At 35.7% G+C, this 15,354-nt stretch carries 14 protein-coding genes and 2 pseudogenes; 7 read left to right on the top strand and 9 right to left on the bottom strand.

Going from position 1 to position 15,354, the window contains the following annotated elements; all coding sequences use genetic code 11:
- Positions 1 to 17: 17 nt before the first annotated feature.
- A pseudogene (locus ACQH1X_RS04730) lies at positions 18 to 769 on the top strand (IS5 family transposase).
- A gap of 252 nt (positions 770 to 1,021) precedes the next feature.
- Here the strand turns inward: ACQH1X_RS04730 and ACQH1X_RS04725 are convergent.
- The 6 genes from ACQH1X_RS04725 to ACQH1X_RS04700 form a co-directional block, all read right to left on the bottom strand.
- Positions 1,022 to 1,504 (bottom strand): IS630 family transposase, encoded by a 483-nt coding sequence (locus tag ACQH1X_RS04725; RefSeq protein ID WP_252154099.1) that lies wholly within the window; start codon positions 1,502 to 1,504, stop codon positions 1,022 to 1,024.
- Between the two features lie 28 nt (positions 1,505 to 1,532).
- Positions 1,533 to 1,880 (bottom strand): IS630 transposase-related protein, encoded by a 348-nt coding sequence (locus tag ACQH1X_RS04720; protein WP_425385784.1) that lies wholly within the window; start codon positions 1,878 to 1,880, stop codon positions 1,533 to 1,535.
- Positions 1,881 to 2,183: 303 nt separating this feature from the next.
- A complete protein-coding gene (locus ACQH1X_RS04715) occupies positions 2,184 to 3,122 on the bottom strand; it encodes a hypothetical protein (RefSeq protein ID WP_425385847.1) in 939 nt (312 codons plus the stop codon).
- 152 nt (positions 3,123 to 3,274) lie between these two features.
- Entirely contained in the window at positions 3,275 to 4,033 is a 759-nt protein-coding gene (tatC, locus tag ACQH1X_RS04710; protein ID WP_425385846.1) for a twin-arginine translocase subunit TatC, read from the bottom strand.
- A complete protein-coding gene (locus ACQH1X_RS04705; RefSeq protein WP_425386670.1) occupies positions 4,030 to 5,148 on the bottom strand; it encodes a type I glyceraldehyde-3-phosphate dehydrogenase in 1,119 nt (372 codons plus the stop codon). Before ACQH1X_RS04705 ends, tatC begins: the two co-directional genes overlap by 4 nt.
- A 709-nt stretch (positions 5,149 to 5,857) precedes the next feature.
- Positions 5,858 to 6,052 (bottom strand): hypothetical protein, encoded by a 195-nt coding sequence (locus tag ACQH1X_RS04700; protein ID WP_425385845.1) that lies wholly within the window; start codon positions 6,050 to 6,052, stop codon positions 5,858 to 5,860.
- Positions 6,053 to 6,261: 209 nt separating this feature from the next.
- Between ACQH1X_RS04700 and ACQH1X_RS04695 the strand changes: the two genes are divergently transcribed.
- Complete coding sequence (locus tag ACQH1X_RS04695) at positions 6,262 to 6,795, top strand: HK97 family phage prohead protease (RefSeq protein ID WP_425386669.1); 534 nt, start codon at positions 6,262 to 6,264, stop codon at positions 6,793 to 6,795.
- Positions 6,796 to 7,237: 442 nt separating this feature from the next.
- Positions 7,238 to 8,860, top strand: coding sequence for a coiled-coil domain-containing protein (locus ACQH1X_RS04690; protein WP_425385844.1), 1,623 nt, complete (start codon positions 7,238 to 7,240; stop codon positions 8,858 to 8,860).
- Here the strand turns inward: ACQH1X_RS04690 and ACQH1X_RS04685 are convergent.
- Both ACQH1X_RS04685 and murG read right to left on the bottom strand, forming a co-directional pair.
- Entirely contained in the window at positions 8,801 to 10,030 is a 1,230-nt protein-coding gene (locus ACQH1X_RS04685; protein WP_425385843.1) for an IS256-like element ISWpi15 family transposase, read from the bottom strand. The genes ACQH1X_RS04690 and ACQH1X_RS04685 overlap by 60 nt on opposite strands.
- A 61-nt stretch (positions 10,031 to 10,091) precedes the next feature.
- Positions 10,092 to 11,108 carry an undecaprenyldiphospho-muramoylpentapeptide beta-N-acetylglucosaminyltransferase gene (murG, locus tag ACQH1X_RS04680; protein WP_425385842.1) on the bottom strand — a complete coding sequence of 339 codons (1,017 nt, stop codon included), beginning with the start codon at positions 11,106 to 11,108 and terminating at the stop codon, positions 10,092 to 10,094.
- Between the two features lie 69 nt (positions 11,109 to 11,177).
- Between murG and ACQH1X_RS04675 the strand changes: the two genes are divergently transcribed.
- Entirely contained in the window at positions 11,178 to 11,573 is a 396-nt protein-coding gene (locus ACQH1X_RS04675; RefSeq protein WP_425385841.1) for a hypothetical protein, read from the top strand.
- Between the two features lies 1 nt (position 11,574).
- Here the strand turns inward: ACQH1X_RS04675 and lpdA are convergent, their stop codons facing one another.
- The gene (gene lpdA / locus ACQH1X_RS04670) at positions 11,575 to 12,960 is read right to left on the bottom strand and encodes a dihydrolipoyl dehydrogenase (protein WP_425385840.1); all 1,386 of its coding nucleotides are present in this window, start codon (positions 12,958 to 12,960) and stop codon (positions 11,575 to 11,577) included.
- Positions 12,961 to 13,375: 415 nt separating this feature from the next.
- Between lpdA and ACQH1X_RS04665 the strand changes: the two genes are divergently transcribed.
- The 3 genes and pseudogenes from ACQH1X_RS04665 to ACQH1X_RS04655 form a co-directional block, all read left to right on the top strand.
- Positions 13,376 to 14,068, top strand: coding sequence for a WD_0033/WD_0034 family tandem repeat-containing protein (locus ACQH1X_RS04665; RefSeq protein ID WP_425385839.1), 693 nt, complete (start codon positions 13,376 to 13,378; stop codon positions 14,066 to 14,068).
- Complete coding sequence (locus tag ACQH1X_RS04660) at positions 13,990 to 14,970, top strand: IS481 family transposase (RefSeq protein WP_425385838.1); 981 nt, start codon at positions 13,990 to 13,992, stop codon at positions 14,968 to 14,970. Before ACQH1X_RS04665 ends, ACQH1X_RS04660 begins: the two co-directional genes overlap by 79 nt.
- Positions 14,936 to 15,345, top strand: a pseudogene (locus ACQH1X_RS04655) (IS5 family transposase); the annotation flags it as partial. The gene ACQH1X_RS04660 and the pseudogene ACQH1X_RS04655, both read left to right, overlap by 35 nt.
- Positions 15,346 to 15,354 lie beyond the last annotated feature (9 nt).

The following is a 15,354-nucleotide window of genomic DNA, read 5'->3' as shown; positions in this document are numbered from 1 at the left end:
AATGGAGAAACTACCATATGCAATATTACATCAAAGAGGAAAATTGGAAACAAATTTTAGAGTTCATAAAAAGCGTAAAAGGAATGCATAGCAAAGATGAAAAACGTTTAAGAATATTCATAGAGGCAGTGTGGTACATAGTCCGAAGTGGTTGCCAATGGAGACTTTTACCAAAAACTTATGGTAATTACAGGAGTATACATAAGCGATTTAAAAGATGGTGTGAAAGAGATGTCTGGGAAAAATTGCTTGAATATACTAAACAAGAGCCTGATTTAGAAGTTGCTATAATCGACGGTACGATCATCCGAGCCCATCCATGTTCATCTGGATATACAAAAAACTCCAAGGATCAAGAAGCTTTAGGGAGGAGCAAAGGTGGCTTTACAACTAAAATACATGCGCTTGTCGATGCACTTGGAAATCCACTTAAATTTACTCTGACCCCTGGTCAAAGAAATGAGATTACACAAGCAGCAACATTAACTGAAAGTGTCTATAATACCACTGTAGTGGCTGATAAAGGCTATGACAGCAATGCTTTTGTTACGAGTCTTGAAAGCAAGGGATGTACAGCAGTTATTCCTCCGAAGCGTAATCGAAAAGTGCAGAGGGGTTACGATAAACACATTTATAAAGAGCGTCATTTAATTGAGTGTTTTTCGGTAAAATTAAGAACTTTAGGCGTATTTTTTCCAGATTCGATAAAACGGCTGAGGTTTTTATGGGTTTTCTAAATTTTGTCGGGGCTCTTGTATGGCTTCTCTAAAATTTTGTCCACAGAGCCTACCAAACCTTACTATATTATTATCTTGGTAGAAGTTATAATAATTCGTTAACTTGTATTTTAAATCTGTATATAAGTGTACTTTTCTCGTAAGGTGCCAATTGTGAAGCTAATGAACTTTATTTGTTTGAAACTTTGCTGAAATAGCTCTTTTTATACTATGTTTTATATAGCTAAACTGACTTAGATTTACCGACAATTTGAAAAACCGTCATTCCGCTACTATAGTATTTTCTAAAATGAATGATAAATTTCCATTATGGTATTACCAACCAAAAGTTGTAAGTCTGTACATTTATACATTAGAGGTCTGAGGCGGCTTTTGATGGTATGCCAACAGTGTTCTATGGGATTCAAATCTGGTGAATATGTTGGAAGATACAGCACATGACAGCCAAAAGACTCTATTAATGATTTTGTTTTAGTGGTCTTATGAAATGTAGCATTATCCATAACTATGGTTGTGCCAAGTGGCAATTTAGGTAATAACATCTTCTCCAACCATATATTGAATACCTCTTTGTCACACCCACCTTTGAAAGTCATTGGTGCAATAAATCTCATTCCAATCCACCCGGCTACTATACTGATTCTCTCTCGAGTTCTCCCTGGAATATCTGCATAAATTTTCTTTCCTCTTGGAGCACGTCCATATTCTCGGTATAATTTATTATCAACTCCTGCTTCATCTATATATAAGATGCTGGAATGGTCTATTTTTGAGATTTTATCAATAAACTGCTGCCTATCTTCTTGATTGCGCTCTTGATATAGTGTGACTTTTTTTTAAAGTAATTTTTAGCTGTTTTAGTCTATACCAAATTGAATTTATTCCAAATCCAAGATTTTGTTTCATCTCTGCCAGAGTATGATCTGGATTCTTTGTAACATATTCTTCGAGTATTTTTGGGTCTATTTTTCGAATAAAGCTGCCGTTTTTAGATGGCTTGAGGCTTTCACCAGCAGCTTTCTTTTTTAACCAGCGGTACAAAGTTGCTATTCCTATCTCCAGAAGCTCTGCCACCTCAACCTTCTTCTTCCCTTTTCCTATCATCGATATTGCCTTTTCTCTTAAATCCACACTATACGCCATTATAACCCAAATACCTTATTATACCTTTATCATTTACTTTGGGAAATACTATAGTTAGCGGAATCTATACCGCGAATGAATCCACAGCTGTACGAACATTGCAATTAGCAGGTAATTTGCGCAACAGACGGTGTCATCTCAGTGCTCCGACACTGGGATCCAGCTTTTCCATAATGTATATTATGTAATTTTCAATGCTAATAAAACTACTTCCCAACCTTTCAAACAGCAACTTGTTGAACCTCCAGATTAGCACTTAAGAAGAAGTGTTAAAGTATCTCTTTAAGTATTATATATTAGTATTTAGAGATCATTTTTATTATAAATGTCCAAAGTACTCATAACGCGTTCTGAGCAACACTCGCTACTTTGTTTGAGGTCTGGTCCATCTAGTTTATTACTAGGTTTTAATACTGCATATGTAATGCCACCAGCAACAATCCCGACTGCCAGCGCAGCAGCTACAGCTATACCAACTAAAGCCAATATTGGTAATTGAACACCAGCAGCAAAACATCCACCGAAAGCTATTAATCCAGCTATAATACTAGAAGCACCACCAACTTTCATTGCTATATCAATTGCCATACTCTTCTCAATTTTATAAATTTCGTTTAGAGAATCATGATTTTCAGTTACCCATAAAGAACGTTTTAATCTTTCATAATCACTTTCTACCATGCTAGTAAGAACTTCTTTTAATATACCTTCCTCTTTAGCTGCATCTAAAATAGCTTTAGTTCTTTCTCCCCCATCATTAAAACCTAGAGCATAGACAATCGGTGTTGCATACGTATTTGCACAAATAAGAACCTCTTTTAATATACCTTCCTTTTTCGCTGCACCTAAAAGAACTCCAGCTTTTTCTTTCCAATCATTAAAATCTAGAGCATAAGTAAACGGTATTATATATTTCGTACTATCTGGATACTTTTTACATATATTTGCAGAAGTAAGAACTTTTTTTAATATACCTTCCTCTTTAGCTGCACCTAAAAGAACTCCAGCTTTTTCTTTCCAATTATTAGAATCCAGAGTATAGCCAAGCGGTGTTATATCATACTCCACACCATCTTGGCACTTTTTACGTATATTTGCACAAGTAAAAATCGTCAAAAAATCATCTCTTGATCTTCCCTTTAAAAGGTCATTAACACTCTCGCCTTCGCCTTGCTCTATTATTTCCCTTAACTGCTCGTATACTCTCTGTAATCTTTGATCTAACATATACTTACCTAACATAAAAACTTAAGCTTAATTATTCCATATTTTAGCAAAAAAATCAACCGGAGTGGCATCACATATCACATACACTCAAACAAGAAAAGGCGCTCAGGTATTCATCTTTTTTTCAACAACTAATATTCTTGTTTTTTTAAGCACTCTATCTATATTCAATCCTTTGCCTTTTTCTCAATATACCTACATATCAGAATGGACAATTCATATAGAATCAGCATAGGTATTGCAAGCCCTACTTGGCTTAATACATCAGGTGGAGTTAAGATTGCAGCGATAATAAAAATTACCACTATCGCGATTCTGCGTTTATTTGACAAACTTTGTGTAGTGAGTAACCCTACTCTCACCATCAATGTGAGTATTACTGGAATTTGAAATGCAGTGCCAAATGCAAACATAAATTGGAGAACGAGGTCTAAATATTCGCTAACTGATGGCATAAACTCTATTGGTATACCGAAAGATTTCCCACTATGTTCAAAAGTGATGAAAAACTTCCAGGCTAAAGGAAATATATAGTAATATACTACAGTAGCTCCCATTACAAATAAAACCGGTGTTGCAATTAAGTATGGCAACAACACTGCCCTTTCACTTTTATATAACCCAGGTGCTAAGAACATATAGAATTGCCATGCAAACACAGGAAAAGAAAACAAAAGTGCGCTCATTATTGCAACTTGGAGATACACAAAAAATGCCTCTGTTAAGTCTGTGTAAATTAAAGAAAAACCTTCGCTACCTTTTGTTGCTTCTATTAAAGGTGCGAGTAAAAAACGGTATATATTTTCCTTAAAGTAATAACAAAAACCAAAAGCAACGCAAAAAAATAGAAAGCAAAAGATAACTCTTTTTCTGAGTTCCGCAAAGTGCTCATAAAATGAAGCATATTTGTTTAGGTTTCCATTCATACTTTACTATGGCTCAATAATGCTATGTCTAACATTCTCAACGAAAAAGCCCACTCATTGTCATACCACGCTGCAACTCTACAGATGTCACCTGTAACATATGTACCAGTTAAATCCACAATTGCACTATAAGGGTTATGCACAAAGTCTATTGAAACTAAAGGTTCCGTGCATACAGAAAGTACATTTGACATTGGATAACCCTCTGTCATCCTAGTACCCTCTGATGTCATCCTAGTACCCTCTGATGTCATCCGAGTAGCTGACACTGGGATCCAGAAATTAGATTCCAGCGTCACGCGCTGGAATGACGTAGAGGAGAGAGCTGCATCCTTAAACATTTCATTGATTTCTTCAACGGTCGCTTTCTTATCAGTCGTAAATTTAAAATCAACCATAGAAACATTGCTAACCGGAACTCTGACGGCAGTGCCATCTAGCTTGCCCTTTAATTCAGGAATTATAGAACCAATTGTTTTTGCTGCTCCAGTTGTAGTTGGTACCATAGATAATCCGCAAGCCCTTGCTCTACGCAAATCTTTATGATTACCATCAAGAACATTTTGATCATTCGTATAGGCATGTATAGTAGTCATAAAACCGCTTTTTATGCCTAGATTGGAGTGTAGAATCTGCACAATTAGAGCCAGGCAATTTGTAGTGCAAGAACCTGCTGATATTACTTTATGCTCTTTTTTGAGCATACCATTATTCACACCATAAACTATAGTTACATCAGCATCTGGAACTGGAGCAGAGACAATCACTTTCTCTGCATTGTGCCTTATTGCTTCTTCACGCTTGTTAAATGCACCAGTACATTCAAGTATTACATCAATATTCCAAGGAATACTTTCAGGGCTCCGTTCTCTATATAAAGAAAATTTTCTGCCATTTATAGATAGCCAATTTTGAGACTCATTAAAGTCAATATCACCACTGAATTTGCCATGAACGGAATCATATTTAATCAAATGTGCATGCTGCTTTGCACTGAGCGATCCATTGACAGCTACAACTTCTATTTGCTTACTATACTTTTCTATTTCAAAAATAGCGCGTAAAACACTTCTGCCTATTCTACCAAGACCATTAATTCCTACACGAATCGTCATCTCTTTCTTCATCTAAAAAATTTAATTATAGAGGATATCGCTTGATATTTCATTCTATTCTTTTGCTTTTCTATCGATATGAACATTATAGCAAGGAGACAGGGCTAAAAACTTGCTTGACAAACTCCGCCAGCGCCCTTATCATGAAACTGAAGCTATTTATTTATCTTCGCAATCTGTGCAGGTTAATGACAAAAAACTTAGGGTATTTGGCGTTTCATGTTTAATTTTTCGCACTACGTGCATCGCATGTCTTTAAAAATTTTTAGGTTTTTACCTATATAAGCCGAAACGCGCTTACAAAGCGTTTAAGACAGCAAAAAACGTCAAATTGACAAGGGAGAATTTGAATACTAGCTACCCTAGGGTTTCTTTGCCTTTTTTCCTGCTTGGTAAATTTCTTAAACACTTGCGGTGTAGGTTAGTTGCAAGTTAAAAGCAGCTAAATTGCAGTGTTTAAGACTTAAAAAAACGCCAATACTGAAAATAGACAATGATTAGGGCTTCTTTTGCCTTTTTTTTCGTTTGGTAAATTTCTTAAATATTTATGGCTAAAAGAGCCCAAGAAGAGAGGTGTCATTCCAGTGCTCCTTTTTTTGTCATCCGAGTAGCCCCTTTTTGTCATTCCAGTCTGGAATCCAGTTTTCCATATAACCTCATCGAAAACGTTGTATTTTAACGTAAAACATCTATTTTTATGCTTACCAACTTAATAAAATTCCTGGATCCCAGTGTCTGGGCACTGGGATGACATCATCATAAAGGAACCAGTGTCAGCTACTTGAATGACATCATTCTTTTTCCTGGATCCCAGTGTCAAGCACTGGGATGACATTATAGGGGCTACTCGGATGACAAAAAAAGGAGGCACTGGGATGACATCATAGAGGCGCTGGCCTGACAATCGTCATCCCGCTACATGTTAGCGGGATCTAGAGATACCGCGGCGGTATGACGTAGAAGCTATACTTTTATAACCCAGTGTCCAATCTGGATTCCAGTTAGCGTTTTTAGTAACTAAGAAAAGTGCTTCCCCCTTTTAGAGCACTGCATATAATAGAATTATATCGCAGTGCATTGCGAAATAAAATTCCCAATACTACAGGAGGCTTTATGAATAAGAAATTTCTCTATTCACCATTGTCAATAAAAAGCATAGGAGAAAATGGTGTATTTTCTGGTTATGCTAGCGTTTTTAATATAGTTGATAAACAAAATGACCTGATCTTACCCGGAGCATTTAAGGAAAATTTAAACAGAAATAAAATAAAACTCCTTTGGCAGCACAATCCAGGTGAACCTATAGGTAATATTATAGATATTTGCGAAAATGATGTTGGCCTGTATATAACCGCACACTTACTTTTGGGCATCCAAAAAGCAAAGGAAGCGTACTTAATGCTCAAAACTGGAGTAATCAATGGACTTTCCATCGGCTATATACCTATAGAGTATGATGTTGATCATAAAAGCGGAGCTAGAGTGTTAAAACAAGTGGAATTATGGGAAGTCAGTTTGGTCACTTTTCCTGCAAACTTAGCTGCTCAGGTGATCAACGTAAAAAATCAGAACAATGAACAGGAAATGTTAGCAAGAGTGATAGAAAAAGCAAATGCTGTACTTACAAACACGTGTATTTCTGCTTAAAGTGTATTATAGCTAAAGTAGCTCTACAATTTGAAAACCCGTTATTCCGCTACTTGTTAGCGCCGCGGCGGTATGACGTAGGACTGCTGTCATTCCAGTATGGAATCTAGTTCTTATTGTACATTTACTTAGTGTAGAGTTAAGTTTCCTGGATCCCAGTGTCTGGGCACTGGGATGACATCATAGGGGCGCTGGCCTGACAATCGTCATCCCGCTACGTGTTAGCGGATGAGATACCGCGAATGAATCGCGGTATGACGGTCTGCGGCGGTATGACGTAGGAAAACCTTTCTTGGGTTAGCTATAAAGTGTATTAGGCGGGCAAAGACTTTACCATAATTTGATACCTGCGTTAGTATTTATTTAACATTTATACTAATATATATAACTTTACTACTGTTAAAATTTTCTGTAAATCGAAGTTAAAAAATAAGGTAATTTTATGCTAAATACTAACAATACGGTTAATTATGAAATTAATGTTAAACGAAAGGAAAAAAAATACAGTTGGTCTACTGTATTTGCTTGGTTGTACTTAAAAACGGTTGGACGAATACTACCAAAGAAATGGAACAAATGGGCGGAAAATATTCTATCTAATAAAGTGACATTTCAAGATACGACAATGCAGACCGAATGTATTGAAACAACGGATAAAAATAGTGATCAAGCACGGCAGGTTGAAGACTTACAATCAAAAAATGGCTTATTGGAAGTGAAAATTGAAGAATTGCGATCTATAATCATAAGGCTTAAAGCGGACTTACAATCAAAAAATAGCTCGTTAAAAAAGGAAAATAGAGAATTGCGATCTATAATTGAAAGACTTAAAAAGGATTATAGAGAATTGGTAGAAGTTACAGATAAACAAGAGAAAGAGTTTTTAGTAAAGTTGAAGGCAAAATCTGAGATGATAGAGTGCCAGGGAAGAGAATTAACTGAACTCAGAGCAGAATTTACCGATAAAATAAACGAGCTTTTAGAAAGGGTGGGAGAAGTCAGGAAAAATAGTTTAATTAAGCAGTCACAAAAAGAACAGAAGCAAGTAGTAGATCAATCAAAAGCTGATATTAAGAAACTACAGGAAGAAAAAGAAAACATAGAAAAACAATTAAAAATAATGCAACAACAACTGTTAAATCACCAAGAACAACGAAAGTTGGAGGAAAAGTTAAAGGGTGTTGATAAAAGGTTAGAAGATATTGATGGAGAAACTAAAGAACAAACAGAAGCTAAAGCACCAGATACAGTGAGTACAGTATCTACTGCAAAATCAACTACTGGTTCTATGAAATCAACTCAGTCAAACGTTTCAAAGGTTTTCTCTAAGCTTTTTGGGGATAAGAATCTCAATAACTTTTTATCTAGGAAAAACGAGGAGTTAAAAAAAGGGTTTCCTGAATTTAAAGAAAAACACTTTTGCCATAACATGCTTAATGAAACTATAAAGTCTCTATCAAATCAAGATGATGGCAAATTTGAAAGCAGTAAGCTGCTTGAATTATTAGAAAGTAATTTGAAACAATCCGCAAGGGGGATCATAGAAGCCAAGGTTAAAGAAGTTGTCAACAAACATTGTAACATTGGAAAAAATGTAGGTAAAGAACTACGAGATGGCACGTTAAAAGCCAAGTTGTCACCTTCTGTTAGAAAATGCGTAAAAAAATTAGAATTTAACAAACAAGAAGAAGGGGTAAATAAGATTGTAGACTCTATCTTGCACAGCTTTAATAGCAAAAATAATAATAATAACGACTCAGGAGAATTACTTAAAGAAATTGTTGTGAAAGAGCTAGTAGAAGCTAGAATGAGATTTTTTTCAGATAAGATTCAAGAGTTACAACTGACACCAAGCATAAGAGATAAATTTTTATCTCCAGATCAGAAAATGTGTAGCCAAATTCCAGGGAAAGAAAATATGTACGAACTCAGTACTAACAAGGTAAGCAGACCTCATTCCTCGATGAGTTCGGGAGTGTTAAATAAACTGTGTCAAACCGCATTTTTAGTTCGACTCAATTTTCAATCTGCCAGGAAAGAAAACATCAAGTTGAGAGATAGTTAATGCCCAATCATGTACAGGCATCGTCCACTTTTCCTCTGCCTTCTTTATAGCACAATATACCTGCTTATACAAGGCATTTATGCTGGTAAATGAGCCTTTGGTCTTAGTGAATTTCCTAATTTGCCTATGTAGCCCCTCTATGGGATTGGTGGTGTAGATTATCCTCCTAACTGGACCAGAATACTTAAAATAACCAGACAAGTTTTCCCAATTATTCTGCCAAGATTTTATAACCATAGGGTACTTTGTGCCCCATTTTTCATCCAATTCCAACAGATAATTCTCGGCAATTTCCTTGCTTGAAGCTTGATATACCTTCTTTAAATCGCTCAAAAAACTCTTCGCATCTTTACTGGCCACATACTTCAGTGAGTTGCGTATCTGATGCACTATACACATCTGCACTTCCGCATTAGGAAAGACACTGTTTATAGCTGCAGGAAAGCTTTTTAGCCCATCAACGCAGGCAATAAGGATATCTTCTACTCCTCTTTCTTTGAGGTCATTTAACACTCCCAACCAGAAGTTAGCTCCTTCACTTTCAGCCAAATAAAAACCTAATACTTCTTTTTTGCCATTTTGATCTATGCCTAATATGTTATACATGCATTTACTTACGCAATGCCCGTCCTCTTTGACTTTAAAAAACATGCCATCCATGAAAACTATCGGATATACAGACTGCAGCGGGCGACTACGCCATTCGTTGATTACTGGTAGCAATTTGTCAGTAATACTTGATATCTCTGCCGCCGATATTTTGTGATCATAAATTTCCTCAACATGTGACACTATATCTCTATAGCCCATACCACTGGCAAATGTGCTCAAAATCTTCGTTTCAAGCTCTGGATGTAAGTTTGTTTGCCTTTTTTTGACTATTTGTGGTTCGAAACTTCCTTCTCTATCTCTTGGTGTTAATAGCTCTGCACTTGTACGTAAAGTTTTTGCATTTCTCCCATTTCTTCGATTATTCTCTTCGCTTTTAGCCGACAAGTGGTTTTCTATTTCACCTTCCAGGCTTACCTCCAGCAACTTTTTTATAAACGGTGTTAATGCTCCATCTCTTCCTGTCAACGGTCTTCCTTCTCGTATAGACGACAGGATATTTGTTTCTAATTCTTTATAATCTACCAAACCGGTAGTTCTGTTTACTACTTTCTGACTCATTGTCAAACCTCCATTTTTTTATATCAATTTATTACTTTTTTTTCGGTTTGACACAGTTTATTTAACACTCCCTAACAAACTCAGTAGTCCCATTCTTTATCCCTGTTTTTTTTGTATTATTGGTCATATCACGCAATTTTTGAGAATTACTGAGTAGATCAAATAGTAACTCTGTTAGATTTTTTTTTGCTTCACTATTCTGCTCAATTATCATAGCTGCTCCCAAATCTTCAATATATTTTGCGTTATAAAATTGGTGATTATCTTTTGAGTAAGGGTAAGGAATATATATAGCAGAACGCCTAGCAAGAGTGATCTCTGCTATTGAAGTTGCCCCTGCTCTGCTAATTACCAAGTGAGCATTGGCCAGTCTATTTTCCATATCATCAAAAAATTCACTCAATTCACAATCGATCTTTTCACTTTTGTATAGACTCTTGACCTTGTTTACATTTTTCTTCGTACATTGCTGCGTCACTCTAATTTTCTTTTTCATTTTAATAGGCAAATTACAAATTACGCTGCTTACTACATCATCAAAAAAATTTGCACCTTGGCTACCTGCTATGACTAATATGTTTAGGGCTTTCTCAGTGCTAGAATGGCTCTGTGCTTTTATATCAATAAAATTTCCTGTAAAAATACATTTATTGCCTTCTGCATATTTAGTCTCCGGAAAGCTGGTTGCAATTAATTTTGCACTCTTGAAAAAGAATCTATTTACTCTCCCTAAAACTGTGTTTTGTTCATGTAAAATTATAGGTATAGAAAGAACCCTTGCTGCAAGAAGAGTTGGAAAAGAAGCGTAGCTACCAAACCCAATTACTAATCTTGGCTTCAATTTTCTGATTTTATATATTGCTAGCACACAACTATACATTAATAAAAGGAAAAACTTAAATTTGTTGCCGCTCGGTTTACGTAATGGTAAGGTGTAGTTTTCTATGTCGGTATTTTTATTTGTTTTTTTATCAGTGAATAATATGCAATTGTATCCTTGTGCCTTTAGTGCTCTTGCTAAAGTTATAGCTGGAAAAATGTGTCCGCCTGTGCCACCTGTTGCTAAAATAATATCCATCTGTAAATAATGAATCCTAGATTGTTAACTGTTATTTAATAATTTGCACGTAGAATTTTATTAAGCTTTATGATAGTTGAGTTAAAAATGCCTAAAAGTAGTAACAGTAAAAAAGAATCTAACGTGAAAAATAAGCCTCAAGAACAAAGAGAATGCAGAAGCGGAGGTTTTTTAGAGCTGCTAAAAAATATAATAAAAATTCTTTTCAATTCGGTTGTTGACCTACCTGAGCACGAGCAGCATAATAAAATGAAAAGCACTAATCTACAACAAGGTTTGGATACTAAAGGAAAAGGCCCAGAAGATCTTCATCCAAAGGCAAAGCTTAAAGTTAAAGAAGCAGCTAAGGGATTGAAAGAAGAGTTACAGAATTCTGATGCTGGTGGTAATCAATCTATTGAAACTAAAGTGCCTAATCAAACTACTACTCAAGACATTGACAACTCTAAAACGATGGAACGTTAGTTCAACTATTTAACGACTCATCATCTGCAGCAAGCACTGATTCGTGTATCATCTCTGAAATGGTTGGATGAGGAAAAATCGTAGATTTTATGTCGAAGTCTGTTCCTTCTAGTTGCTTTGCAAGAGCAAAATTGCTAATTAACTCCGTTACTTCTGCACCTATCATGTGGCTACCCAGAAGTTCGCCTGTCTTTTTGTCTATAATTGTTTTCACTAACCCTTCAGTTTCACTGAGTGCAATAGATTTACCATTAAAGTTAGAGTGAAATTTTCCTATTTTTATATCATACCCACCTTTTATTGCCTGTTCCTCAGTAAGGCCGATGCTCGCTATTTGTGGATGAGAATAAGTGCAATTTGGTATGCGTTCTTTTTTTAACACATGAGCACTTTTACCAGCAATCTTTTCAACGCAGATCACAGCTTCATGGCTCGCTTTATGTGCTAAACATGGTGGGCCAGCTACATCACCTATTGCATACACATTTGATTCACTAGTTTCATACCATTCATTCATTTCAATAAAACCAGAAGGGCTTAATTTAATTTTTGTATTTTCTAAACCTATATTTTCAATATTTGCTTGAATTCCAACCGCAACAATCACCCTATCAAATTCTTTGCTCTCGCCACTACTTAGTAGCACTTGAGCAGAGTCTTTACTTTTAGTAAGAGCTTTTACGCTACTGTTTGTATATATTTTTATCCCCTGTTTTGTGAATATTTCTTGTGCTAAATCTGAAATGTCTTTATCCTCCAGCGGCAAAATAGTGCTCTTTATCTCTATGATTGTTACATCAACCCCCAAAGTACTATAAAAACTTGCAAATTCTATTCCAATTGCGCCAGACCCTATAATTAGTAGTGATTTTGGTAATTTGCCCGGCATCATAGCATGCTGCGCATTCCATATTAAATCTCCATCTGCCTCTATTCCAGGCAGATTCCGTGCCCTCACGCCTGTTGCTAAAATAATATGCTTGGAAACAATTCCTTGTTCTTCCTTATCGCTAACAACTTTTATAGTATTATTACCCGCAAGTTTACCAAAGCCCTGATGAACTTTGATGTTATTCTTCTTCATCAAATAAGCAACACCTCTTGACAATTTATCAACAACGCTTCTTGAATATTTCACTATTGATTGTATATCAAAACTTGCTTCCTTTACTTTTATACCAAATTCCTCTGATCTTTTTATTAATCCATAAATTTCAGACGCCCTAAGTAGCGATTTTGTTGGTATACATCCCCAATTTAAGCATATACCACCTAAATTTTTTTCTTTTTCCACAATTGCAGTTTTAAACCCAAGCTGTGCCGCTCTAATTGCTGCTATATAACCACCAGGACCGCTACCTATAACCGTAATATCATACTCATTCATCAGTTTTCTTCGTATTCAAAAAGATTATATATAACAGATGGAACCCGTATGATCAATATTCAGGTAGCTGACAACATAGAAACGAAAAAACTTGCTTGACACCCTTTGCCAGCCCCTTTATCATGAAACTGAAGGTATTCAGTTATCTTCATCTGTGCAGATTAAACAGTAAGAGACTCGTGCTTGAATGTTAAACAAAATACCATAGAGTTTAAGAGAACAATTCCTAGAAAATTCCTACATCCAAAAAAAGGCAAATCGTGTTAATGCTGTTTAGATGTAAAAGATAAGCTAAATCTTTACAAAGAAAACATTTCAAACAGCAAGACACCTTTGATTGAAAAAGAGCACCAAATTTATGGGGTGAGCAACTGCGCTACAACTAAATCAATAAATCTTAATAGGGGAAAACATTATGGAAACATCAAAACTGACATTAGTATGTGATATATATGAGTTAACAAATAAAGATGGAAAGAATATTCAAAAGCTAGCAAGAAAAATAGAGGAAGGGAAAGGTGTTGCAGAAAAGTTTAGAAATAGAATATTCAAAAAGTCCAGCTATAACGCAAGCACGATTCTTTTAGCAAAAATAACTTACAAGTATCAGGGTAGAGAGGAGACATTATCACTACTACATTATGCTATAAGTCATAAAAATAATCAAGCTGTAAAAGATCTTTTAGAAGAAGCCAAAAAACAAAAACTATTAAAGGAAGTTCTGAATGAAGAGATGACCACAAAACATTCAGATGGTCGGGAAGAAACTCATACAATACTTACAGATGCTATATCACGTAGAGACAATGACATTATGAGAGTAGTGTTAAAAATCTCTGAGGAAAATGGTATTTTGAAAGAGATTGTCAAAAAAAGAATAACGATAAAACATTCAAATGGCAAGGAAATGACTTACACCCCATTCACCTATGCTGAAGCGTGTGAAAATAGTGAAGCTGTAGGATGCACAGTCCCAGAGTGTGATGGTATGATAAAATATGAGAAAAAAATACCATCAAAGGAGGAGTTATGGGACAAATATTACATGGGTGCGCCAAAACAACACAGACGATTCGTAGAGCAATACAAAATAGAAAAGAGAGCATAGCAAAACTCTCCAAGCATTATAACCTTAATCCAAAAACTATTATTAAGTGGAGAAAACGTTCATTTACGAAAGATGCTGATATGGGTCCAAAGCATCCAAGATCGACTGTTTTAACGCTAGAAGAGGAAGCTATAATAGTTACATTTCGCAAGTATACACTACTGCCACTAGATGATTGCCTTTACGCTCTGCAGTCTACAATTCCGCATTTGACTCGCTCTAGCTTGCATCGTTGTTTACAAAGACACAACATTAGCAGATTACCAACTGTTGATGGAGAAGTTAAGTCAAAAAAGAAATTCAAACAATATCCTATCGGTTACTTTCATATTGATATTGCTGAAGTTAGAACTGAGGAGGGCAAATTACATTTGTTTGTTGCTATTGATAGGACATCCAAATTTACCTATGTTGAGTTGCGTAACAGTGCTACAAAACCCATAGCTGCTGAGTTCTTACGTAATTTGATTAGAATTTTACCGTATAAAATCCATACTATTTTGACAGATAACGGTATACAATTTACAAACCAGAAGCGTCATAAGTATGCTTTCCAACACATATTTAATAGAGTTTGCGAAGAGAATGTTATTGAACATCGTTTGACAAAAGTTAGCCATCCTTGGACAAATGGGCAAGTTGAGCGTATGAATAAAACTTTAAAGGATGCTACAGTTAAGAAGTATTACTATCAATCGCACCAGCAACTTAAAGAACACCTTTATAACTTTGTTATGGCTTATAATTATGCAAAGAGACTCAAAACTCTTAAGGGTCTTACTCCTTATGAATTTATATGTTATCAGTGGACACAGTCTCCAGAATTATTTATACTAAATCCACACCATTACACTCTGGGACCATACAGCTTTAGGGAGGAGCAAAGGTGGCTTTACAACTAAAATACATGCGCTTGTCGATGCACTTGGAAATCCACTTAAATTTACTCTGACCCCTGGTCAAAGAAATGAGATTACACAAGCAGCAACATTAACTGAAAGTGTCTATAATACCACTGTAGTGGCTGATAAAGGCTATGACAGCAATGCTTTTGTTACGAGTCTTGAAAGCAAGGGATGTACAGCAGTTATTCCTCCGAAGCGTAATCGAAAAGTGCAGAGGGGTTACGATAAACACATTTATAAAGAGCGTCATTTAATTGAGTGTTTTTCGGTAAAATTAAGAACTTTAGGCGTATTTTTTCCAGATTCGATAAAACGGCTGAGGTTTTTATGGGTTTTCTAAATTTTGTCGGGGCTCTTGTATGGCTTCTCTAAAATTTTGTC

Origin of the sequence: Wolbachia endosymbiont (group A) of Barypeithes pellucidus (genome assembly GCF_964030885.1) — a bacterium.
GTDB lineage: Bacteria > Pseudomonadota > Alphaproteobacteria > Rickettsiales > Anaplasmataceae > Wolbachia.
This window is presented reverse-complemented; position numbering and strand designations above follow the sequence as displayed.

Bases quoted from the DNA above. Each gene is read 5' to 3' on its own strand.
- ACQH1X_RS04715 (WP_425385847.1), bottom strand. From the start codon at position 3,122: ATGTTAGGTAAGTATATGTTAGATCAAAGATTACAGAGAGTATACGAG.
- ACQH1X_RS04720 (WP_425385784.1), bottom strand. From the start codon at position 1,880: ATGGCGTATAGTGTGGATTTAAGAGAAAAGGCAATATCGATGATAGGA.
- ACQH1X_RS04665 (WP_425385839.1), top strand. From the start codon at position 13,376: ATGGAAACATCAAAACTGACATTAGTATGTGATATATATGAGTTAACA.
- ACQH1X_RS04705 (WP_425386670.1), bottom strand. From the start codon at position 5,148: ATGACGATTCGTGTAGGAATTAATGGTCTTGGTAGAATAGGCAGAAGT.
- lpdA (WP_425385840.1), bottom strand. From the start codon at position 12,960: ATGAATGAGTATGATATTACGGTTATAGGTAGCGGTCCTGGTGGTTAT.
- ACQH1X_RS04695 (WP_425386669.1), top strand. From the start codon at position 6,262: ATGAATAAGAAATTTCTCTATTCACCATTGTCAATAAAAAGCATAGGA.
- ACQH1X_RS04660 (WP_425385838.1), top strand. From the start codon at position 13,990: ATGGGACAAATATTACATGGGTGCGCCAAAACAACACAGACGATTCGT.
- ACQH1X_RS04685 (WP_425385843.1), bottom strand. From the start codon at position 10,030: ATGAGTCAGAAAGTAGTAAACAGAACTACCGGTTTGGTAGATTATAAA.
- murG (WP_425385842.1), bottom strand. From the start codon at position 11,108: ATGGATATTATTTTAGCAACAGGTGGCACAGGCGGACACATTTTTCCA.
- ACQH1X_RS04690 (WP_425385844.1), top strand. From the start codon at position 7,238: ATGCTAAATACTAACAATACGGTTAATTATGAAATTAATGTTAAACGA.
- tatC (WP_425385846.1), bottom strand. From the start codon at position 4,033: ATGAATGGAAACCTAAACAAATATGCTTCATTTTATGAGCACTTTGCG.
- ACQH1X_RS04675 (WP_425385841.1), top strand. From the start codon at position 11,178: ATGATAGTTGAGTTAAAAATGCCTAAAAGTAGTAACAGTAAAAAAGAA.